Below are 21,794 nucleotides of genomic sequence, written 5' to 3' on the forward strand. Positions count from 1 at the left end.
AGCGCCCAGCTTATTGGGAGCCGGCGCCGGCGAACCGGCGCACCAACGCCGCCCGGTCGATCTTGCCGATGCCGCGTCGCGGTAGCTCGTCGACGATGTGCAGCTCGCGAGGCGCGGCGGTGACATCGAGCGTGCGCGCGACCTGCTCCCGCAATGCCGCCAGCGTCGGCGCGGCGCAACCAGTGCGGACCACGATCGCGGCCACCACGCGCTGGCCCAACCGGTCATCGGCCACCCCGAAAACCGCACAGTCAGCCACCGCCGGATGGCTGCCCAGTGCCGTCTCCACCGGCCCCGGCAGCACGGTCAGTCCGCCGGTACTGATGGCATCATCGACCCGCCCCAGGACCCGCAGCACACCCGAATCATCCACCGCACCAAGGTCATCGGTGTGGAACCAGCCCGCTTCGGCGAACGGGTCGGGATCGACCGGGTTGCGATACCCCTTGGCCAGGGTCGGGCCGCCCACGGCGATGCGGCCGTCGGGCAGGATCCGCACCCGGACCCCGTCGAGCGGCACGCCGTCGTACACGCAGCCTCCCGCGGTCTCACTCATGCCATAGGTGCGTACCACCCTGATGCCGGCCGCCGCCGCGGCTTCCACGACTCGCCGTGGCGCCGGTCCGCCACCGATCAGCACGGCATCCAGTTCGGCTAGCGCCGCGGTGGCGGCCGGGTCGGTCAGCGCCTTGGCCAGCTGCGCGGCCACCAGCGATGTGTATCGCCGCCCTGGGGCCAATCGCCTTACCGCGCCGGGCAATTGGGCGACGTCGAAGCCCGCGGAGACATCCAGCTCGACGGGTGTGCGACCGGCTAGCACGCTGCGAACCAGCACCTGCAGTCCGGCGATGTGATACGGCGGCACCGCCAGCAGCCAGGCGCCCGGACCGCCGAGACGCTGGTGGGTGGCCGCGGCGCTGGCGGTCAGAGCGGCGGCGGTCAGCAATGCGCCCTTGGGCGCACCGGTGGTTCCCGACGTCGTCACCACCAGTGCCACGTCGTCGTCGATCTCTTCCCCCACCCGCAAAGCGGCCGAGGCCGACTCATCGGGTGCCGCCGTCACGACCAGCGCCGGGTCGCGGCCTGCGAGAACCCGCTGCACGGCGGGCAGCAGCAACGAGACGGCGAAACCGGGCGGGACGCTCAGCGCCCGCAGGACGGCTATGCGTGGCCCTCGCGGGTTTCGTCGACTGGGTCGAACGGCCAGCCGTGGGCGGCCAGCCGGGCGCGCACCTGCTCGACATCATCCGGTGACGGCAGGTCGTCGGTGAATTGGGTGATCACCACCCCGATATCGATCTGGTCGAACTCACCGCGGCGGATGAGTTCGCCGGCGACGGCCTGCACCTCGTCGTTGGTCAGGCGGCGCGCCAGCAGGGCAAGGACGGCAAAGGAGTCGGTCGGTGGAACTCCCTCGGGATAGCCCGCCCGCAGCCACGACACGATCGAGGTGAGAAATCGGTTCACGCTGTTACAACTTCCCGTCAGGCCTGCAAGAAAACTCTATGTCAGGACCAATCCGACGCTACGCGCGTTTGGCGCCGAGGAGGTGCCAGCCGATGTGATGGGCGATGAAGTCGCGGGCGATATACAGCACTCCGATGACAACCACCGCCAGCACCAGCCCGAAGATGGCCCACCCGAGCGCGACCAGCACCGGGCGCCGCGGAGCGGTGTGGTCCCCGATGGCGCCCGCCCCGGCGGCCTGCAGCCGCACCCCGAGTGCGAACAGCGCCGGCAGCCCGGCGCCCAGCAGCAAGCTGAATATCAGGATCTTCGCCGTGGCCTCGTAGTTGAACCAGTGGTTCATGAAGCGTTACCCGCCTTGAGTGCGTCGCCGGCGCCGAACTCCGGGAGCTCACCATTGGTTTCCGGTGCCGGTGCCGGTGCCGGCGCCGGTGGGGGTGCCGGTGGAGAAGGCGGCCGTGCGGCGGGCTTCCCGGCCGCGTCGAGTCCAGCCGTCAGGCTGCCTTCCCAGTCGGCGTTGACGTTCGTGTGGTCCACTCGTGCTTTTCGTGACTGCAGCCAGATGCCGACCGCGACCAGGCACACCAGGCCGAAACCGACGAAGGCGCCGGGATATCCGCCAATGACGTGCACCAGCTCGTACGTGATCGCCCCGACCAGGCCGGCCAATGGAAGCGTGATGAGCCATGCGGCCACCATCCGGCCGGCCACCCCCCAACGCACCTCGGCGCCGGGCTTGCCCACGCCGCTGCCCAGCACCGAGCCGGTGGCCACCTGGGTGGTCGACAACGCGTAGCCGAAGTGTGCGGACAATAGGATCACCGCGGCCGACGACGACTCGGCGGCCATGCCCTGTGGCGGTTTGATCTCGACCAGTCCCTTGCCCAGGGTCCGGATGATGCGCCAGCCGCCCAGGTAGGTGCCGCCGGCCATCGCCACCGCACAGGACACGATGACCCACAGCGGCGGCATTGTCGCGGTCTTGCTGACCGCGCCGTAGGACATCAGCGCCAGAAAGATCACGCCCATCGTCTTCTGGGCGTCGTTGGTGCCATGCGCCAACGAGACCAGCGACGCCGAGCCGATCTGACCGTGCCGGAACCCACTTTCGGTGCGCTTGCCCGGCAGGCCGCGGATAACCCGGTACACCAGCCAGGTGCCGGCCGCCGCGACGAAGGTGGCCAGCAGCGCGGCCACCACGGCCGGCACGAGCACCTTGGACACCACACCGCTCCAGATGACGCCGTGACCGCCCACCGCGGCGATCGTGGCGCCCACGATGCCGCCGATCAGCGCGTGCGAAGAACTCGACGGGATGCCCAGCAACCAGGTCAGCAGGTTCCACACGATGCCGCCGACCAGGCCGGCGAACACCAACTCCAGCGTCACCAGGTTCGCGTCGATCAGACCTTTGGCGATGGTGGCCGCGACAGCGGTGGACAAGAACGCTCCCACCAGGTTCAGCACCGCCGACAAAATGACCGCCGTCTTGGGCGCCAATGCACCGCTGGCGATGGAGGTGGCCATGGCGTTGCCGGTGTCGTGGAAACCGTTGGTGAAATCGAACGCCAACGCCGTGATCACGACGATGATCAACAAGAACAAGTCGAGGCTCACGGCACCTGATTCTGGTGGTTGGGCTGATCCGCTGTCGAATAACTGAGTACCCGAAACGCGGGTGTACTGCGACTCGTCGCCAGATATTACTTGGCCGTTAACCCGCAGTTCCGTCGCGTTCACCTCGGGTGTCTTTGCGCAGCGGGTGGCTAGGGGGAACCTCGACGAAGATCAAGGTGATGCCGTCCGGGTCGGTCACGTGCATCTCGTAGAGGCCCCACGGTTCGCGCCGCGGCTCCCGGGTGATCGGCACCCCCCGGCCGGCCAGCTCGGCCCGCGCCGCGTCCAGGTCGCGCACCTGCAGCCACAGCGCCCCGGGAAACGGGCCGCGGGAGTGGTCGGGCTCGCCGTAGCCGGCCAGCTCGAGCAGTGACTGTCCAGCGAAAAGCACTGTGCCCGAAGGGTATTCGCGGGCTATGGCCAGCCCTAGCTGGTCGCGGTAGAAGCTCAGCGACTTCTGATAGTCGGCCGGCCGCAGCAGCATCCGGCTGGCCAGGATTTCCATGGTGTCGTGTCTATCACGTCGTCGTCAGTTGGGGGCGCATCGGCTCCGCAGGGTCGGCACGCCGGGGCCGGTGAGGTCGTCGCAGCCGGCCACCCGGCCCGTCGTGGCGAGCAGCAGCGACAGCAGCGGGCCCTCGACCCTGTCGCCCTGGCCGTGGTGCCAGTCGTGGTCGGTGGCCCGCAGCGCCAGCCCGGATATGCGGCTCTTGGAGCCGATGAGCATGTTGGAGCCCTTGTAGAAGTCGATCACCTGCGCAACCGCGTCCGGCGGATAGGCGTGCGAGATGCCCAGCGGACGGCGGATGTCCTCGCCGTGCACGACGATCTCGCCAAGCCAGGACGTCTTCGGCCCGGGCGGGGCGGAGGTGGAATGCTGCAAGCGGCGGAACTCCTCAAGGGTTGCGGCCGCGTCGGGGCCGCGGCGCTTGGCGATCTGACCGTCGGCGAATTTGTCGAAGTTGAACCCGGCTCTGGCCAGCGCCAGGAAGAACGTGGCCGGGTTCAGGGACGCTGTTGCCGACAGGTGCGCGACGACGTCGCGCACCGTCCATCCGGTGCACAGCGACGGGGTGTCCCACTGGGACGGCGTCAGGGTGGCCAGGGCGTCGGCCAGTGCGCCGCGCTCGGTCGCGATGGTGGTCCAGATGTCGGCCATGGCACACTCCCGAGTCAATCGCCGTTGAGATGTTCGTTGCGTTGCTGCATAAGGGCATTGACCCAGCGGGGCCCGATGGTGTTGAGCGCCTTGGCCGCCAGGGCGATCCGCGGCGCGATCCGCACCGGCCTGGTGCGCGCGGCGGTCACCATCCATTCGGCCGCTTCCCGCGGCGTCAACGCCGGCATTCCCTCGTAGGCCTTCGTCGGTGCGATCATCGGAGTCGACACCAACGGGTAGTAGAGCGTCGTGGAATGCACCCCGTCGCGTCCCCACTCGGTTTCGATGGTTCGGCTCACTGCCGACAGCGCCGCCTTAGACGCGTTGTACACCGAGAACAGCGGCGCCGCTTCCGATAAGACGCCCCACGTCGCGACGTTGATGATGTGGCCGTCGCCGCGCTCGCGCATCCCCGGCGCCAGTCCGCGGATCAGCCGCAGCGGGGCGTAGTAGTTCAGCGCGATGGTCCGCTCGATGTCGTGCCAGCGTTGCAGCGATTCGTCCAGCGGGCGCCGGATGGACCGGCCGGCGTTGTTGATCAGGATGTCGACGCCGCCGATGCGCCGTTGCACGTCGGCCACCAGGGCGTCGACGGCGTCCAGGTCCGAGATGTCACAAGGCATCGACATCGCCGTCCCGCCGGACGTCGTGATCCGGTCCGCGACGGCGTCCAGCAGGTCCTTGCGGCGGGCGACGACGGCCACGGTGGCACCGTGCCGGCCGAACAGCTCGGCGGCGGCTTCGCCGATGCCCGAGGAGGCGCCGGTGATCAGAATCCGCTTGCCGTCGAGGTTGACCGGCCTGATCGCGGGCCGGTTGACCAGCAGTTGCGGCGACACCGGTGGCCGCATGGTGGCCAGCGAGATCTGTTCGGCCAACCGGCGCAGCGGACTCTTGCTCACAGGTGGGCAGTCTAGGCGGCGCCCCTAGAAATACCGCGGGAACCGGCTCCAGTCCGGCGGGCGCTTCTGCAGGAACGCGTCGCGGCCCTCGACGGCCTCGTCGGTCATGTACGCCAACCGGGTGGCCTCACCGGCGAACAACTGCTGACCCACCAGACCGTCGTCGAGCAGATTGAACGCGAACTTCAGCATCCGTTGCGCCTGAGGCGATTTCGCGTTGATCTCCGCTGCCCACTGCAGACCGGCCGTCTCCAGCCCGGCGTGATCCACCACCTCGTTGACCGCGCCCATGCGGTGCATCTGCTCGGCGGTGTACGGCCGGCCCAGGAAGAAGATCTCGCGGGCGAATTTCTGGCCGACCTGACGGGCCAGATACGCGCTGCCGTAGCCGCCGTCGAAGCTGCCCACGTCGGCGTCGGTTTGTTTGAATCGGGCGTGTTCGCGGCTGGCCAGGGTCAGGTCGCACACGACGTGCAGGCTGTGCCCGCCGCCGGCGGCCCAGCCGTTGACCAGGCAGATCACCACCTTGGGCATGAACCGGATCAGCCGTTGCACCTCGAGGATGTGCAATCGGCCGGCGCGGGCTACGTCAACGGTGTCCGCGGTCTCACCGGAGGCGTACTGGTAACCGCTACGCCCGCGGATGCGTTGGTCACCGCCGGAGCAGAATGCCCAGCCGCCGTCTTTGGGGGAGGGGCCGTTGCCGGTCAACAGGACCACGCCCACGTCGGGCGACATTCGCGCGTGGTCCAGCGCCCGGTAGAGCTCGTCGACGGTGTGCGGCCGGAAGGCGTTGCGCACCTCGGGCCGGTTGAACGCCACCCGGACCGTGGCGTCGCTGACGTGGCGGTGGTAGGTGATGTCGGTCAGGTCGTCGAATCCGCCGACCGGCCGCCACACGTTAGGGTCAAAGGGGTTGTCGCTCAAGTCTTGTGGACTCCGTTCTCACGCGGGCTCGAACCGGAAGACGACGAAGCGCCCGGCCATTGCCTCGAGTTCGTCGGGGCTGCCCATGGCGATCAGGCCGCATCGCTTCATCACCCGCACGCCGGTGGGCACCTGGGCCGGAAAGGCGCGCAGGATCGGACGGGCCTGATCGGGCGGCAGCTCCACCAGCCGCAGGCGTTCGGACCTGCGGCCCCGGGCCAAGGTGACTTCACCTGCGGCACGGACGTTTTCGACCCAGTCGGCACCCGGGAAGCCGGCCACGACATAGCACTTGCCGGCGACGGTCATCGGCGTGACCGGGGTAGATCGCGGAATGCCGGATTTGCGGCCGGGCACCGTCAACACGGCCGGGCCTTCCTTGCCGTAAGCCACTCCCAGTCGCGACACGATCATCATGACCTTGTTGGTCGCCTTCAGCCACCACGGCGGGCGGACGCGGTCACCGTCAGTCATGGCTGCCACAGTAGTCACCGCAGCCCCGAGCGTGACGCCACAGTCACGCCCGGCCGCGAACGTGCCTGCAGCGTCACGCTCGGCGCCGCAGCAGCCCGCATCACCCGACGGCGCGGCCGGCGCCCTCCCAGAACCGCGCCCGCACCGCCTTCTTGTCCGGCTTGCCCAGCCCGGTCAACGGCAGCGAGTCGACAACCACCACCCGCTTGGGCGACTGCACCGAGCCCTTGCGTTCTTTGACCGCGGTCTGGATTTCGGCGGTCATCGCCTCGACGGCCGCCTCGTCGCGGGGCGCGTCGGCCCGCAGCACCACCACCGCGGTGACGGCCTCGCCCCACTTCTCGTCGGGCGTCCCGACCACACATACCTGTGCGACGGCCGAGTGTTCGGCGACCACGTCTTCGACCTCGCGGGGGAACACGTTGAATCCGCCGGTGACGATCATGTCCTTGACCCGGTCGACGATGTAATAGAACCCGTCTTCGTCTTCGCGGGCCATGTCGCCGGTGTGCAGCCAGCCGTCCCGAAACGTCTCGGCCGTGGCCTCCGGCAGGTTCCAGTAGCCACCGGCCAATAGCGGTCCGCTGACGCAGATTTCGCCCGGTTCGCCCTGCGGCACCGGCTGGCCGTCCTCGCCCAGCAGCGCCACCCGCGCGAACAGCGTCGGGCGCCCGCACGACGTCAGCCGCTTCTCGTCGTGATCGCCCTTGGCCAGGTAGGTGATCGCCATCGGCGCCTCGGATTGGCCGTAGTACTGGGCGAAGATCGGGCCGAACCGCGCGATCGCCTCGGCCAGCCGCACCGGGTTGATCGCCGAGGCGCCGTAATACACCGTCTGCAGCGACGACAGGTCCCGGGTGTGCGAATCCGGGTGGTCCAGCAGCGCATACAGCATCGACGGCACCAGCATTGTAGCTGTAATACGTTGTTCCTCAATGACTTTCAAAACTTCGGCGGGGTCGAACTTGGCCAGCACCACCATTTCGCCACCCTTGATCACCGTCGGCGTGAAAAACGCTGCGCCGGCATGTGACAACGGCGTACACATCAAGAACCGCGGGTTTTCCGGCCATTCCCACTCGGCGAGTTGGATCGACGTCATGGTGGAAATCGACTGGGCGGTGCCCATCACGCCCTTGGGCTTTCCGGTGGTGCCCCCGGTGTAGGTCAGCCCGATGACCTGGTCCGGCGGCAGGTCGGCGGGCACCAACGGCTGCGGCTCGTAGCGGGCGGCCTGGGCGGACAGATCAACCACTTTCCCGTTGAGATCCTTTAGCGCATCCGGCACCGGCCCGATGGTCAGAATCTGCTTCAGCGACTCCACCTTTTCCAGCAGCCCCAGCGCGCGCTCGACGAACATCGGGTTGGGGTCGATGATCAGTGAGCTGATCCCGGCGTCGGACAGCACATAGGCGTGGTCGTCCAGCGATCCCAGCGGGTGCAGCGCGGTGCGCCGGTAGCCGCGGGTCTGCCCGGCGCCGATGATCATCAGCACTTCCGGACGGTTGAGCGACAGCAGGCCGACCGCGACGCCGGTACCGGCGCCCAGCGCCTCGAACGCCTGGATGTACTGGCTGATCCGATCGGCCAGTTGGCCACCGGTGAGCGTGGTGTCGCCGAGAAACAGCACCGGCTTGCTCTTGTGGCGCTTCAGCGCGCCGACCAGCAGATGGCCGTTATGGACCGGGTTGCGCAACGAATCGTCACTCATGTGGCCAGACTAGAACGTGTTGCAATTCGGGGTGACCGCACCCTCGCCGGCCCCGCCTATCACTAGGATCGCCGCTCATGGCCCATGCAGATCTCGTCATCACCGGAACCGTGCTCACCGTCGACGAGGCGCGGCCCACCGCCGAAGCGCTCGCTGTCACCGACGGCCGGATCGTCGCCGTCGGGAACCGGTCCGACGTCAACGAGCTCATCGGCCCCGACACCCGGACCATCGATCTGGGTTCGGGCTGTGTCATGCCGGGGTTCGTCGAGGCCCACGGCCATCCGCTGATGGAGGCGGTTGCGCTGTCGGACCGGTTCGTCGACATCCGTCCGGTCACCATCGGCAGGGCCGACGCCGTCGTCGACGCGATCCGCGGCGAGGTCACCCGACGGGGAGCCGAGGGCGCCTACTTCAACGGCTGGGACCCGCTGCTGCAGACAGGTCTTCCGGAACCCACGCTGGCCTGGCTCGACGAGACGGCGCCCGAGGGTCCGTTGGTGATCATCCACAACTCCGGCCACAAGGCCTTCTTCAACTCGCACGCGGCCCGGATCAACGGCCTGACCCGCGACACTCCCGATCCCAAGGGCTCGAGCTACGGCCGCGACGCCGGCGGAGAGCTCGACGGCACCGCCGTGGAAATCGGGGCGGTGTTCTCCCTGCTGGGCGATGCGATCAAGCCCGATGACTACCCGGCGATGCTGCGGGCCGAATGTGCCCGGCTCAATCGTGCGGGGCTGACCATGTGCTCGGAAATGGCCTTCGATCCGGCCTACGGGCCACTGGTCGAGCAGCTCCGCGACGACCTGACGGTGCGGTTACGCACCTACGAGATGTCCAGTGCGCGGATGTCCACCGACGCCACGCCCGGCCAGGGCGACGACATCCTGCGTCAGGTGGGAATCAAGATATGGGTGGACGGCTCGCCGTATGTCGGCAACATCGACCTGTCCTTCCCCTACTTGGATACCGCCGCCACCCGGACGATCGGGGTGACACCGGGCTCGTGCGGCTGCGCCAACTACACCCGCGAACAGCTCACCGAGATCGTGCACGCCTATTTCCCCAAGGGCTGGCAGATGGCCTGCCACGTACAGGGCGACGCCGGTGTCGACACCATCCTCGACGTCTACGAAGATGTGCTGCGCGCGCACCCGCGCGACGATCACCGGCTGCGGCTCGAGCACGTCGGCGCCATCCGGCCCGACCAACTGCAGCGGGCGGCCGAACTCGGCGTCACCTGCAGCATCTTCGTCGACCAGATCCACTACTGGGGTGACGTCGTCGTCGACGGCCTGTTCGGGCCGGAACGCGGATCCCGCTGGATGCCGGCCGGGTCCGCGGTGGCCACCGGCATGCGGATCTCGTTGCACAACGATCCGCCGGTGACCCCGGAAGAGCCGCTGCGCAACATCAGCGTGGCTGTGACAAGAGTGGCGCCCAGCGGTCGGGTGCTGGGCCCCGAGGAGTGTTTGACGGTGGAGCAGGCGATTCGCGCGCAGACCCTCGATCCCGCCTGGCAAATGTTCGCCGACGACGTCGTGGGCTCGCTGGAGGTCGGCAAGTACGCGGACATGGTGGTGCTGTCGGCGGATCCGCGGAGGGTTCCGCCCGAGGAGATCGCCGACCTCGAGGTCCGGGCGACGTTCCTGGCGGGCCGGCAGGTCTATCGGCAGTGACGCCCGCGCTGGCGGATGTGCTGGACCGCGTACACGTCGTGGCGCTGCCCATGCGGGTGCGCTTCCGCGGCATCACCACCCGTGAGGTTGCGTTGATCGACGGCCCGGCCGGGTGGGGCGAATTCGGGCCGTTCCCGGAATATCAGCCGCGGGAAGCCGCCGCCTGGCTGGCTTCGGCCGTCGAGGGCGCCTACCGCGAGCCGCCGCCGCCGCGCCGCGACCGCATCCCCATCAACGCCACCGTGCCGGCCGTTGCCGCCGCCGAGGTGCCGCAGGTGCTGGCCCGGTTTCCCGGCGCCCGCACCGCCAAGGTGAAGGTCGCCGAGCCCGGACAGAGCCTGGCCGACGACGTCGCGCGGGTCAACGCGGTGCGACAACTGGTCCCGACGGTGCGGGTGGACGCCAACGGCGGCTGGAGCGTCACCGAGGCCGCCGAGGCGGCTGCCGCACTCACCGCCGACGGGCCGCTGGAGTACCTCGAGCAGCCCTGCGCCACCGTCACCGAACTCGCCGAGCTGCGCCGGCGGATCGACGTGCCGATCGCCGCCGACGAATCCATCCGCAAGGCCGACGACCCGCTGGCCGTCGCCGGCGCCGGGGCCGCCGACATCGCGGTGCTCAAAGTCGCTCCGCTGGGCGGGGTTTCGGCATTGCTGGACATCGCCGCGCAGCTCGACATCCCGGTGGTGATCTCCAGCGCGCTGGATTCGGCGGTCGGCATCGGTCAGGGCCTCACCGCCGCCGCGGCCCTGCCCGAGCTCCGGCACGCGTGCGGGCTGGGCACCGGGAGGCTGTTCGTCGAGGACGTCACCGATCCGGTCATGCCCGTCGAGGGCACTTTGGCTGTCGGGCCGGTCACGCCCGACCCGGCGCGGCTGCAAGCCCTGGCCGCGTCGCCTGACCGGCGGCAATGGTGGATCGATCGGATCAGGGCCTGCTACCCGCTGCTGTACCGTCGTTCGGGTGATCAACCTGGCTTACGACGACAAAGGGACCGGTGAGCCGGTCCTTTTTATCGCCGGTCGCGGCGGTGCCGGACGCACCTGGCATCCTCACCAAGTCCCGGCGTTCCTGGCCGCTGGATACCGCTGCATCACGTTTGACAATCGCGGGGTCGGCGCCACCGAAAACGCCGAGGGCTTCACCACGCAGACCATGGTCAACGACACCGCGGCGCTGATCGAATCCCTGGGTATCGCCCCGGTGCGCATCGTCGGGGTGTCCATGGGCGCTTATATCGCCCAAGAGCTGATGGTGGTGCGGCCCGAACTGGTCAGCGCCGCGGTATTGATGGCCACCCGCGGCCGGCTGGACCGCGCCCGCCAGTTCTTCCGCACCGCCGAGGCCGAGCTGTATGACTGCGGTACCCAGTTGCCGCCCGCCTACGATGCGAGAGCTCGCCTGCTGGAAAGCTTTTCGCGCAAGACGCTCAACGACGACACGGCCGTGGCCGATTGGATCGCGATGTTCTCCATGTGGCCGGTCAAGCAGACACCGGGACTTCGGTGTCAATTGGACTGCTCGCCGCAGACCAACCGGCTGCCCGCCTACCGCAATATTGCCGCGCCGGTGCTGGTGATCGGCTTCGCCGACGACATCGTGACCCCGCCCCATCTGGGACGAGAGGTCGCCGACGCCCTGCCCAATGGCCGCTACCTGCAGATACCCGACGCCGGCCACCTCGGCTTCTTCGAGCGGCCGGAGCCCGTCAACGCCGCGGTGCTGAGGTTCTTCGCCAGCGTCAAGGCCTGAACGCCTTGACCGCGGGTTGTGACACCCTGTACTGGTGAACCCCTCGACGACCCAGGCCCGTGTCGTCGTCGACGAGCTGATACGCGGCGGCGTCCGCGACGTGGTGCTCTGTCCCGGGTCACGAAATGCGCCGCTGGCGTTCGCGTTGCAGGACGCCGACCGGACCGGCCGGGTTCGGCTGCACGTGCGCATCGACGAACGCACCGCGGGCTATCTGGCGATCGGGCTGGCGGTCGCTGCGGGCGCGCCGGTCTGTGTGGCGATGACGTCGGGTACCGCCGTCGCCAACCTCGGCCCGGCTGTGGTGGAGGCCAACTATGCCCGGGTGCCGCTGATCGTCCTCTCGGCGAACCGGCCCTACGAGATGCTGGGCACCGGGGCCAATCAGACCATGGAGCAGTTGGGCTACTTCGGCACCCAGGTTCGCGCCACCATCAGTCTGGGTCTGGCCGAGGATGCCCCGGAGCGCCTGCCCGCACTCAACGCGACCTGGCGATCGGCGACCTGCCGAGTATTGGTGGCCGCCAAGGGGTCTCGTAGCGCCAACGCCGGACCGGTGCATTTCGACATCCCGTTGCGCGAGCCGCTGGTGCCGGACCCGGAGCCCCATGGTGGCGTCGTGCCGCCGGGGCGACCGGACGGCAAACCGTGGACTTACACGCCGCCGGTCACCTTCGATCAGCCGCTGGACATCGACGTGTCGGCAGATACCGTCGTCATCGCCGGGCACGGTGCCGGGGCTCACCCCAATCTGGCGGAGTTGCCTACCGTCGCCGAACCTACCGCGCCGTATGCACCCAACCCGTTACATCCGCTCACCCTGCCGCTGCTGCGTCCCCAGCAGGTGATCATGCTGGGACGCCCGACACTGCATCGCCCGGTCTCGGCGCTGTTGGCCAATCCGGAAGTGCCGGTCTATGCGCTGACGACCGGGCCGCGCTGGCCGGACGTGTCGGGCAACTCGCAAGCCACCGGCACGCGGGCGGTGGTCACCGGAACCCCCAACCCGAAGTGGCTGCGCCGCTGTGCGGACCTGAATCGCCACGCGCTCGCCGCGGTGCGCGAGCAGCTGGCTGCCCACCCGCTGACCACCGGTCTGCACGTCGCCGCGGCGGTGGCCGCCACACTGCGGGCCGGTGACCAGCTGGTTCTCGGGGCGTCCAACCCGGTGCGCGACGCGGCTCTGGTCGGGCTGAGCACCCGGGGCATCCAGGTCCGGTCCAACCGCGGCGTCGCCGGAATCGACGGCACCGTCTCCACGGCCATCGGCGCGGCTTTAGCTTATGAGCGGGCTCACGAGACCGCGCACCAGGGACGGACCATCGCGCTGATCGGAGACCTGACGTTCGTCCACGACAGCTCCGGGCTGTTGATCGGCCCCACCGAACCGGCGCCGCAGCGGCTGACGATCGTGGTGTCGAACGACAACGGCGGCGGCATCTTCGAACTGCTCGAGCAGGGCGACCCGCGGTTCTCCGACGTGTCGTCGCGCATCTTCGGCACCCCACACGACGTCGACGTGGGCGCGCTGTGTCGCGCCTACCACGTGGAGAGCCGCCAGATCGAGGTCCAGCAGCTGCAGGCCGCGCTGGACGAACCCAACCCGGGCCTGCGGGTGCTCGAGGTCAAGGCCGACCGGTCGTCGCTGCGGCAATTGCACGCCGCCATCAGGGCGGCCCTGTGATTTCGCCAAAAATATTGCTGCGCATCCTGATCCACGGCACCAGCGAAGAACTGCCGGACACCTGGCCGCGCCGGGTGGTGCGGTGGGTCCGCATCACCGTCCTGATCGTCACCGCGTTGGTCACTTTGCAGTCGGTGCTGCTGGTGGCCGGCGCCTGGCGTAACGACCTGGCCATCGAACGCAACATGGGCGTCGCGCAGGCCGAGGTACTCAGCGCCGGGCCGCGCCGTTCCACCATCGAGTTCGTCACACCCGAGCGGATCACCTATCGCCCCGAACTCGGCGTGCTGTATCCGTCCGAGCTGGCCACCGGCATGCGGATCTACGTCGAGTACAACAAGAAGGATCCCAATCTGGTCCGGGTGCAGCACCGCAACGCCGGGCTGGCGATCATCCCGGCCGGATCCATCGCGGTGGTAGCCTGGCTGGCCGCGACGGGCGCGCTGATCGGTCTGGCATTGCTGGATCGGCGGCTGGATAAACACCTGAACCGCGCACCCTCCGGCTAGTTTTCGCGCCGCGTATGCCTGTCGGCAACCTTGCCGACAGTAAGTCCTGACACCGTGGCCGGGTGCGCGTTGCGATCGTCGCCGAGTCGTTCCTGCCCAACGTCAACGGTGTCAGCAACTCGGTGCTCCGCATACTCGAACACCTTCGCCGCACCGGTCACGAGGCCCTCGTCATCGCCCCGGACAACCCGCCCGGTGAGCCACGCGCCGACCGGTTGCACGACGGTGTCCGGGTCCACCGGGTGCCGGCGCGAATGTTCCCCAAGGTGACCACGCTGCCACTGGGTGTGCCGACCCCACGGATCCTTCGGGTGCTGCGCGGCTTCGACCCCGACGTGGTGCATCTGGCGTCACCGGCGCTGCTGGGCTACGGCGGGCTGCGTGCGGCCCGCCGTCTGGGCGTGCCCACGGTCGCGGTGTACCAGACCGACGTACCGGGCTTCGCGTCCAGCTACGGCATTCCGCTGGCGTCGCGGGCCGCGTGGGCCTGGTTTCGCCACCTGCACAGCCTTGCCGACCGCACCCTGGCGCCATCTACGGCAACCATGGAAGACCTTGCCGTCCAGGACATTCCGCGAGTCCATCGGTGGGCTCGCGGAGTCGACCTGCTCCGGTTCGTGCCGTCCGCCCGCGACGAAGCCTTGCGGCGGCACTGGTCACCGGACGGCAGACCGATTGTCGGCTTCGTCGGCCGTCTGGCCCCGGAGAAGCATGTCGAGCGGCTCGCGTCGCTGAGCGCCTCCGGTGCGGTGCGGCTGGTCATCGTCGGCGCCGGAGTCGACCGTCGCAAACTCGAATCGGCAATGCCCACAGCACTTTTCACCGGCGCTCTGCACGGGGACGAGCTCGCGAGGGCATATGCCAGCATGGACGTCTTCGTGCATCCCGGCGAACACGAGACGTTCTGCCAGGTCGTGCAGGAAGCGCTGGCGTCGGGGCTGCCGGTTATCGCCCCCGACGCCGGCGGCCCCCGCGACCTGGTTGTCCCCTACCGCACCGGATTACTGCTGCCGGTCGCCGAGTTCGAGACCCGGTTGCCGGCTGCGGTCGCGCACCTGGTGTCCGAACGCAACCGCTACGCACCGGCGGCGCGGCGCAGTGTGCTGGGCCGCAGCTGGCCGGCAATCTGCGACGAGCTGCTGGGCCACTACGCGGCGGTGCTGTCGCCGTCCGCGCGGGCGCGCGATTCGGTGCGGCGAAGGCGCCGTGCCTAAGGCACGTTTCCGGTTTCGAATGGTCGCGGGTCGACGACGGCCTGCCCGGTTGATACGCGCTTGACGGGCCCGCGCTGGCGGTGCTGCCGGACGAACGGCGCCGGCACTTCGCGGGCCGGCCGAGGCGGGTAGCGTCTGCCTGGTGAGTCGCGCCGCCCTGGACAAGAACCCTCGGGACGTCGCGTCGATGTTCGATGGTGTCGCCCGCCGTTACGACCTGACCAACACCGTGCTGTCGGTGGGCCGGGACCGGTACTGGCGGCGAGCCACCCGGTCGGCGTTGCGGATCGGTCCCGGCGACACGGTGCTGGACCTGGCCGCGGGCACGGCGGTTTCCACGGTGGAGTTGGCGAAGTCCGGCGCATGGTGTGTGGCGGCAGACTTCTCGGTCGGGATGCTGGCCGCCGGCGGGGCCCGCAAGGTGCCCAAGGTCGCCGGCGACGCTACCCGGCTGCCGTTCGCCGACGGGGTATTCGACGCGGTCACCATCAGTTTCGGGCTACGCAATGTGGCCGACTTCCCGGCCGCGCTGCGCGAGATGGCCCGCGTCACCCGGCCCGGGGGCCAGCTGGTGGTGTGCGAATTCGCCACGCCCACAAGCGCATTGTTCGCCACGGTGTACAAGGAATACCTGATGCGGGCGTTGCCGCGGGTGGCGCGGGCGGTGTCCAGCAACCCCGACGCCTACGTGTACCTCGCGGAGTCGATCAGGGCATGGCCTGACCAGGCGAGCCTGGCGGGCCACATTTCGCGGGCCGGGTGGTCGGCAGTGCGGTGGCGCAACCTGACCGGCGGAATCGTGGCGCTGCATGCCGGGTACAAGCCCGGCGAAGCCGATTAGCTGGTGCCGGCCCGTTGCAGAACGCCGACCTGCTCGGGGCAGTAGTGGTCGATCGCGGCACCCAGGAATTGGAACGCCTGCCCCTGGGTGGTCCCGCGCGCCAGGTTGCGCTGCAGGAAAGTCGCGGAGTTGTAGGCAGTGTGGTCGACGCCTCGTTCCAGCCGCTCGCAGCTGATCTTGGCCAGCCACGCGAGCTGGTCCTGCGGGCCGTAAACGCCGAAACCGTTGACGGTTTGCTTGAACGTGTAGTCGTAGTCGTCGGCCTGTGCGGGTGCGGCCAGTGCGATGGCAGCCGCCGCCAGCGCGGCCGTGGAGGCGATAAGAGCCAGCCTCGTTCCCTTCATTAGCCGGACTATACACCTCTGCCGCACTTCGCAAGAGGCGCAGCAGGGCTCAACTGAACGGCGGCCGGCGATCGATCAGCCGCGACGCCCGCCCGGCGCCGCGCCACACCCGCGCCACCCAGTCGGCGTCGTCGTCGGTGACCAGGTTGGCCATCACCCGCACGGCGATCGTCATCAGCCTGGTGGAGCGCATCGCGACGGGACCGGTGGTGGGCAGGAACCGCTGGAAGGTCAGCAACAACGCCAGCCTGCGTGCCACCGAGAATCCCCGGGCGTAGTGGTCGTGCAGCAGCGACGGCCACAGCCGGGACAGGTCGGGTGCGTCCAGCGCTTCGGCGGCCAGCCGCCCGGTCTCGAGCCCGTAGTCGATGCCTTCGCCGTTGAGCGGGTTGACGCACGCAGCGGCGTCGCCGATCAACATCCAATTCGGCCCGGCCACTCCCGAAACCGCGCCGCCCATCGGCAGCAGCGCCGACGCCACCGCCCGCGGCTCGCCAGGAAAGCCCCACTCGTCGCGGTGCAGGTCGGTGTAGTACGACATCAGCGGCCGCAGCGCCAGCTCGGCCGGTCGTTTGGTGGTCGACAGCGCTCCCACGCCGATGTTCACCTCGCCGTTGCCCAGCGGGAAAATCCAGCCGTAGCCGGGCAACACGGCGCCGTCGGGGGAGCGCAGTTCCAGATGCGACGTGAGCCATGGATCGTCCGCGCGCTCGGTGGTCAAATAGCCGCGGGCGGCGATGCCGTAGACCGTCTCCTGATGCCATCGGCGGCCCAGCTTGCGGCCCAGCGAAGACCGCGCGCCGTCGGCGACGACCAACTGCCCACAGCCCACCTCGGTACCGTCGGCCAAGCTGACCGATATCACCTTTCGAGACGAGTCATGATGCGCAGCAACGACTTTCGACCCCAGAAGCATGCGGGCCCCGCATTCCTCGGCGACCTTGCGGATGCGCTCGTCGAGCTCCGTGCGTGCCACGGCGCTGCTGTGCGCCGGGAAGGACGGTCCGGGCCAGGCGATTTCCACCTCGCCGCCGAATCCGCTCATCCGCAGGCCGTGGTGGCGGATGCGGCCGGCCAGCCACCGGCCGAGCCCCAGCCGTTCCAGTTCGGCGATCGCTCGCGGCGTCAGGCCGTCGCCGCAGGCTTTGTCGCGCGGGAAACCGGCCGAGTCGATGACGAGGACGTCGCGGCCGCCGCGGGCAGCCCAGGCGGCCGCCGCCGACCCGGCGGGTCCGGCGCCCACGACTACCAGGTCGGCTCCGGTCTTCATGCTCACCAGTATGTTGGTCGAATGAAAACTCCGGCGACCGTGGTGGCAGGCGTCGACTTCGGGGATGCCCGGTTCGCCACGGGTGTGCGTGCCGGTGTCGCGCGGATCGAGCAGCTCATGGACACCGAGTTGCGCAGCGCCGACGTGGTGATGATCGACTCGCTGCTGCACCTGTTCAAGGCCGGGGGTAAGCGGTTCCGGCCGCTGTTCACCGTGCTGTCGGCTCAGGTCGGGCCGGACCCGGAGGCTGAGGAAGTGATCATCGCCGGCGCGGTCGTCGAGCTGATCCACCTGGCGACGCTCTACCACGACGACGTGATGGACGAGGCCGAGGTCCGCCGCGGCGCCCCCAGCGCCAACGCGCGGTGGGGCAACAACGTCGCCATTCTGGCCGGCGACTACCTGCTGGCGACGGCGTCGCGGCTGGTGTCCCGGTTGGGACCGGCAGCGGTGCGGATCGTCGCAGACACCTTCGCTGCCCTGGTGACCGGTCAGATGCGCGAGACTCGCGGCGCCCCGGAAGGCGCGGACCTGATCGAGCAATACCTGACAGTGGTCCACGAGAAGACCGGCAGCCTGATCGGGGCCGCGGGCCGGTTCGGCGCCATGTTCTCCGGCGCCGACGGTGATCAGGTCGAGCGGCTGAGCCGCCTGGGCGGCATCGTCGGCACCGCGTTCCAGATCGCCGACGACATCATCGACATCGACAGCGAATCCGACGAGTCCGGAAAGGTGCCCGGCACCGACCTGCGCGAAGGCGTGCGCACGCTGCCGATGCTCTACGCGCTGCGCGACACCGGGCCCGACGGCGCGCGGCTGCGTGCGCTGCTGGCCGGACCCATCCACGACGACGACGCGGTGCTCGAGGCGCTGGCGCTGTTGCGCGCGTCGCCGGGGATGGCCAAGGCCAAAGACGTGCTGGCGAAATACGCCGCGCAGGCGCGCGACGAGCTGGACCTGCTGCCCGATGTTGCCGGCCGGAGGGCGCTGGCGGCGCTGGTCGACTACACCGTCAGCCGGCACGGCTAGCGGGGTTTGTCGGCCGTCTCGGAACTTCAAGGACCCTTCCGGGCGTTGAGTCAGCAGTAAATCGGCAAGCCGAGGTGTTCGTAGGAGGACACACACTGATGACCTGGCATCCGCATGCCAACAGGCTGAAGACCTTCCTGCTGTTGGTCGTTATGTCAGCGATGATCGTGTTCGTCGGCCGGCTGTTCGGCACGACGGCAATGTGGCTGGCGGTCCTGTTCGCCGTCGGGATGAACGTCTACGTCTACTTCAACAGCGACAAGCTGGCGTTGCGGGCCATGCATGCGCAGCCGGTCTCCGAGCTGCAGGCGCCGGTGATGTACCGGATCGTGCGCGAGCTGGCCACCGCCGCCCACCAGCCGATGCCGCGGCTATACATCAGCGACACCGCGGCGCCCAACGCGTTCGCCACCGGCCGCAACCCGCGCAACGCCGCGGTGTGCTGCACCACCGGCATCCTGCAGATCCTCAACGAGCGGGAGTTGCGCGCCGTACTGGGCCATGAGCTGTCGCATGTCTACAACCGCGACATCCTCATCTCGTGCGTGGCCGGCGCGCTGGCCGGCGTGATCACCGCCCTGGCCAACATGGCGATGTGGATGGGCATGTTCGGCGGCAACCGGGAAAACAGCAATCCTTTTGCGTTGATTCTGGTTGCGTTGCTGGGCCCGATCGCCGCGACGGTGGTGCGGTTGGCGGTGTCGCGGTCCCGCGAATACCAGGCCGACGAATCGGGTGCCGTCCTGACCGGCGACCCGCTGGCATTGGCCTCGGCGTTGCGCAAGATCTCCGGCGGGGTGCAGATGGCTCCGTTGCCGCCGGAGCCCCAACTGGCCAGCCAGGCGCACCTGATGATCGCCAATCCGTTCCGGGCAGGCGAGCGGATCGGGTCGCTGTTCTCGACGCACCCGCCGATCGAGGACCGCATCCGCCGCTTGGAGGCGATGGCGCGGGGATAAGGGTTCTCATCGTGATAGCGCTTGCGCTATCAGAACTGACGGAGTCCTATCTCCTTGGAGAGCCCCGAATTCGCCAGCGACTGCGCTATCACATTCGCGGAAGCCTATTCCTTTGGGGAGCGCGGAGCGGCCCCGGGTGAATGCCGGACCGCGAGCGCATCTGTTACCAATCCGGCAGGTACCGATATACCCGCCGTGTCCGGTAATGGGGCCCCGAATACGACGAACACATAGGCACCCGCATCGAAATGCCATACCTGACGGGGCGGGCGACGCACGGCAGGAAGCGATCGCCGCTATCGAGGACGCCGTCGATCAACGCACTTCTAGCGGAACCCCGGTGGTCAGGACCTCACCCGCGCTCCGTGCCCGCCTCGCCATTGAGGCTGCCGAACAACGTGTTTCGATGAATCAATGGATAAGTTCAGAAGCCGGCAGATCGTCAATCAGGCGGCACCTTCGGACGTTTCCCCTTCGATTAGCGGTGCTTTTCGCGACGAATGGCCCCTCGTGAGGCCACCATGGACGTGCACTTCTCCGCCGGTGGCGTGGTGCTGACGCTGCCAGTCTGTAATCGCTTGGTGCGCAGCGTGATCGAGGTAGTTCGCCGCGATATGAAGCGTGACTGTGGTGCGTTCCGGGATAGCAGCCAGCACCTGTGTCAGTCGGGGCAGCGCCAGGAAGGTGCAGGTACCCTCGACTACCACACGCCATTCGTCGCCAATCGGGTGAGCATCTATCTTGGCCCGTATCACCCGCCATCCGGTCATCGCGATGGCCAGAACAAGCCCGATCATCACCCCATGCAGGAGATTGAGGAATACGACGGCGACGATGGTCACCAGGTAGATGGCGAAATCGCCGGTTTTGACCGCGGTTTCGATGTGCGCGGGCTGCAGTAGCTGAATTCCGATGACGATCAGTAGCCCGGCGAGCGCGGCACTGGGAATCAGTTCGATGAGACCTGCGAACGGAAGCGCGAACAGCATCACCCAGAATCCGTGCAAAACCGTCGACGCACGAGTCTTGGCGCCCGCCTTGATATTTGCGGACGTGCGGACGATGACGCCGGCGATGGGAAGACCGCCGATCACTCCCGACACCATGTTCGAGGCGCCCTGCCCGATCAACTCGCGGTCCAGTTCGGAGCGCGGGCCACTGTGCATCCTGTCCGTCGCGACCGCTGTCAGCAGACTTTGGACGCTGGTGATAAGTGTGACCGTGATGACGCCGATCGCGACGGCACCCCAGTTTCCGTGTGGAATTGCCGGAAGTTGCAGTGCATCCAGCAGTGAGCCCTCGAGCGCGATCCGCGACACGTGAAACGGAAACACTACCGAGACGACGGTGACGGCCACGATGGCGACCAACGGACCGGGAACGGCGGCTGCCTTTGCCGGGGCCCACCGCCAGGCGACCATGATGGCGATCACCAGTAGGCCCAGTATCACTCCGGGCTTGTGCGCGCCGAGAATCTGCGCAGGCAGCTCAACGACGTTGTCCCAGGCCGAACTATGGGACTCGCCGCCGAGCAGCACGTGCGTTTGTTGAAGCGCGATGGTGATCCCGATGCCGGCCAGCATCGCATGCACGACCACGGGCGAGATAGCAAGGGCGGCCCGGGCAACACGGCTGAGCCCCAACAGGACTTGCATGAGTCCGGCGATCGCGGTGATGAAACAGGTTAATCCCCAACCGAATTGGGCGATAAGATCGGCGACCACCACGGTCAGCCCGGCGGCGGGCCCACTGACCTGCAGCGGTGATCCGCCGATAGCTCCGCCGACGATTCCGCCGACAATCGCGGCAATCAGACCTGCGAGTACCGGCGCATCGGATGCGATGGCGATGCCCAACGACAACGGCAGCGCAACCAGGAAGACGACAAGCGAAGACGGCAGGTCGTGGCGGATGACCGATCGAAGTCGATCGGTTCGTAACTGCGCCATCTGGCGCGACAGGGTGCCTTGGCTACCTGGGTCAACCTGATCGCTGCGGTCAAGGCTAGGCTTGCCGCGATATCGTGTGTGCTGCATCGGTTGCTCCCTCGTTTCCGTGGGGGACGTTCCGATGATCCCGCCCCGAATTACGTGACGTAGTCGTAAATGGTTGGCGCACAAGCAGTTAAATCTACGCAAACTCCAATGTTCGAGGCAGGCGCCCAGTGGTTACGGAGTTCGACGGTATTTTGCGGGCGAAGCCAGGGTCAACCAGACGCGCTAGCTGCATAGCGAACGCAAATTTTTCGCCGCG

At 68.2% G+C, this 21,794-nt stretch carries 22 protein-coding genes and 1 pseudogene; 10 read left to right on the forward strand and 13 right to left on the reverse strand.

Going from position 1 to position 21,794, the window contains the following annotated elements:
• Positions 1 to 10: 10 nt before the first annotated feature.
• From menE to fadD8, 10 genes are all read right to left on the reverse strand, one after another.
• Complete coding sequence (gene menE / locus MKAN_RS17900; RefSeq protein ID WP_371686008.1) at positions 11 to 1,102, reverse strand: o-succinylbenzoate--CoA ligase; 1,092 nt, start codon at positions 1,100 to 1,102, stop codon at positions 11 to 13.
• Positions 1,103 to 1,161: 59 nt separating this feature from the next.
• Complete coding sequence (locus MKAN_RS17905) at positions 1,162 to 1,467, reverse strand: DUF3349 domain-containing protein (protein WP_023370579.1); 306 nt, start codon at positions 1,465 to 1,467, stop codon at positions 1,162 to 1,164.
• Positions 1,468 to 1,525: 58 nt separating this feature from the next.
• A complete protein-coding gene (locus MKAN_RS17910; protein WP_023370581.1) occupies positions 1,526 to 1,810 on the reverse strand; it encodes a hypothetical protein in 285 nt (94 codons plus the stop codon).
• Positions 1,807 to 3,084 (reverse strand): inorganic phosphate transporter, encoded by a 1,278-nt coding sequence (locus MKAN_RS17915; protein ID WP_023370583.1) that lies wholly within the window; start codon positions 3,082 to 3,084, stop codon positions 1,807 to 1,809. The genes MKAN_RS17910 and MKAN_RS17915 overlap by 4 nt, the downstream gene beginning before the upstream one ends.
• Before the next feature lie 97 nt (positions 3,085 to 3,181).
• On the reverse strand, positions 3,182 to 3,589 hold the full coding sequence (locus MKAN_RS17920; RefSeq protein ID WP_023370585.1) for a VOC family protein: 408 nt from the start codon (positions 3,587 to 3,589) through the stop codon (positions 3,182 to 3,184).
• Between the two features lie 24 nt (positions 3,590 to 3,613).
• Positions 3,614 to 4,243: a maleylpyruvate isomerase family mycothiol-dependent enzyme gene (locus tag MKAN_RS17925; RefSeq protein ID WP_023370587.1), complete on the reverse strand. Its 630-nt coding sequence runs from the start codon at positions 4,241 to 4,243 to the stop codon at positions 3,614 to 3,616.
• 14 nt (positions 4,244 to 4,257) lie between these two features.
• On the reverse strand, positions 4,258 to 5,145 hold the full coding sequence (locus MKAN_RS17930; protein ID WP_023370589.1) for an SDR family oxidoreductase: 888 nt from the start codon (positions 5,143 to 5,145) through the stop codon (positions 4,258 to 4,260).
• 24 nt (positions 5,146 to 5,169) lie between these two features.
• Positions 5,170 to 6,072, reverse strand: a complete 903-nt coding sequence (locus MKAN_RS17935; RefSeq protein WP_023370591.1) for a 1,4-dihydroxy-2-naphthoyl-CoA synthase — start codon at positions 6,070 to 6,072, stop codon at positions 5,170 to 5,172.
• An 18-nt stretch (positions 6,073 to 6,090) separates the two neighbouring features.
• Positions 6,091 to 6,546, reverse strand: coding sequence for a nitroreductase family deazaflavin-dependent oxidoreductase (locus MKAN_RS17940; RefSeq protein ID WP_023370593.1), 456 nt, complete (start codon positions 6,544 to 6,546; stop codon positions 6,091 to 6,093).
• Positions 6,547 to 6,646: 100 nt separating this feature from the next.
• Positions 6,647 to 8,257: a fatty-acid--CoA ligase FadD8 gene (fadD8, locus tag MKAN_RS17945; protein WP_023370595.1), complete on the reverse strand. Its 1,611-nt coding sequence runs from the start codon at positions 8,255 to 8,257 to the stop codon at positions 6,647 to 6,649.
• A 77-nt stretch (positions 8,258 to 8,334) separates the two neighbouring features.
• Here fadD8 and MKAN_RS17950 point away from each other — a divergent pair, with 77 nt between their 5' ends.
• The 7 genes and pseudogenes from MKAN_RS17950 to MKAN_RS17980 all read left to right on the forward strand — a co-directional run bounded on the left by MKAN_RS17950 (position 8,335) and on the right by MKAN_RS17980 (position 15,939).
• Complete coding sequence (locus MKAN_RS17950) at positions 8,335 to 9,939, forward strand: amidohydrolase (RefSeq protein ID WP_023370597.1); 1,605 nt, start codon at positions 8,335 to 8,337, stop codon at positions 9,937 to 9,939.
• Positions 9,936 to 10,906, forward strand: a pseudogene (locus MKAN_RS17955) (o-succinylbenzoate synthase). The gene MKAN_RS17950 and the pseudogene MKAN_RS17955 overlap by 4 nt, the downstream one beginning before the upstream one ends.
• Positions 10,903 to 11,691, forward strand: coding sequence for an alpha/beta fold hydrolase (locus MKAN_RS17960; RefSeq protein ID WP_023370601.1), 789 nt, complete (start codon positions 10,903 to 10,905; stop codon positions 11,689 to 11,691). Before MKAN_RS17955 ends, MKAN_RS17960 begins: the two are co-directional and overlap by 4 nt.
• Positions 11,692 to 11,725: 34 nt before the next feature.
• Positions 11,726 to 13,375, forward strand: a complete 1,650-nt coding sequence (gene menD / locus MKAN_RS17965) for a 2-succinyl-5-enolpyruvyl-6-hydroxy-3-cyclohexene-1-carboxylic-acid synthase (protein WP_023370603.1) — start codon at positions 11,726 to 11,728, stop codon at positions 13,373 to 13,375.
• A complete protein-coding gene (locus MKAN_RS17970) occupies positions 13,372 to 13,884 on the forward strand; it encodes a DUF3592 domain-containing protein (protein WP_023370605.1) in 513 nt (170 codons plus the stop codon). Before menD ends, MKAN_RS17970 begins: the two co-directional genes overlap by 4 nt.
• Before the next feature lie 62 nt (positions 13,885 to 13,946).
• Positions 13,947 to 15,098 carry a glycosyltransferase family 4 protein gene (locus MKAN_RS17975; RefSeq protein WP_023370607.1) on the forward strand — a complete coding sequence of 384 codons (1,152 nt, stop codon included), beginning with the start codon at positions 13,947 to 13,949 and terminating at the stop codon, positions 15,096 to 15,098.
• A 142-nt stretch (positions 15,099 to 15,240) separates the two neighbouring features.
• Positions 15,241 to 15,939, forward strand: a complete 699-nt coding sequence (locus tag MKAN_RS17980; RefSeq protein ID WP_023370609.1) for a demethylmenaquinone methyltransferase — start codon at positions 15,241 to 15,243, stop codon at positions 15,937 to 15,939.
• On the opposite strand, the gene MKAN_RS17985 is transcribed toward MKAN_RS17980, so the two are convergent.
• Complete coding sequence (locus MKAN_RS17985; protein ID WP_023370611.1) at positions 15,936 to 16,283, reverse strand: DUF732 domain-containing protein; 348 nt, start codon at positions 16,281 to 16,283, stop codon at positions 15,936 to 15,938. The two genes, MKAN_RS17980 and MKAN_RS17985, sit on opposite strands and share 4 nt — an antisense overlap.
• Positions 16,284 to 16,332: 49 nt before the next feature.
• Complete coding sequence (gene menJ, locus MKAN_RS17990; protein ID WP_107685961.1) at positions 16,333 to 17,619, reverse strand: menaquinone reductase; 1,287 nt, start codon at positions 17,617 to 17,619, stop codon at positions 16,333 to 16,335.
• Between menJ and grcC1 the strand changes: the two genes are divergently transcribed.
• The 3 genes from grcC1 (at position 17,575) to MKAN_RS29820 (ending at position 20,055) form a co-directional block, all read left to right on the forward strand.
• On the forward strand, positions 17,575 to 18,582 hold the full coding sequence (grcC1, locus tag MKAN_RS17995; protein WP_023370615.1) for a nonaprenyl/(2E,6E)-farnesyl/geranylgeranyl diphosphat synthase: 1,008 nt from the start codon (positions 17,575 to 17,577) through the stop codon (positions 18,580 to 18,582). The genes menJ and grcC1 overlap by 45 nt on opposite strands.
• A 98-nt stretch (positions 18,583 to 18,680) precedes the next feature.
• Positions 18,681 to 19,541 (forward strand): zinc metalloprotease HtpX, encoded by an 861-nt coding sequence (gene htpX / locus MKAN_RS18000; RefSeq protein WP_023370617.1) that lies wholly within the window; start codon positions 18,681 to 18,683, stop codon positions 19,539 to 19,541.
• A 205-nt stretch (positions 19,542 to 19,746) separates the two neighbouring features.
• Positions 19,747 to 20,055, forward strand: coding sequence for a toxin-antitoxin system HicB family antitoxin (locus tag MKAN_RS29820; protein ID WP_225722790.1), 309 nt, complete (start codon positions 19,747 to 19,749; stop codon positions 20,053 to 20,055).
• Here the strand turns inward: MKAN_RS29820 and MKAN_RS18005 are convergent.
• Positions 19,988 to 21,490 carry a SulP family inorganic anion transporter gene (locus tag MKAN_RS18005; protein WP_036395272.1) on the reverse strand — a complete coding sequence of 501 codons (1,503 nt, stop codon included), beginning with the start codon at positions 21,488 to 21,490 and terminating at the stop codon, positions 19,988 to 19,990. The two genes, MKAN_RS29820 and MKAN_RS18005, sit on opposite strands and share 68 nt — an antisense overlap.
• Positions 21,491 to 21,794: the final 304 nt, after the last annotated feature.

The sequence above is a fragment of the Mycobacterium kansasii ATCC 12478 genome (assembly GCF_000157895.3).
In the GTDB taxonomy this organism is placed as follows: Bacteria; Actinomycetota; Actinomycetes; order Mycobacteriales; family Mycobacteriaceae; genus Mycobacterium; species Mycobacterium kansasii.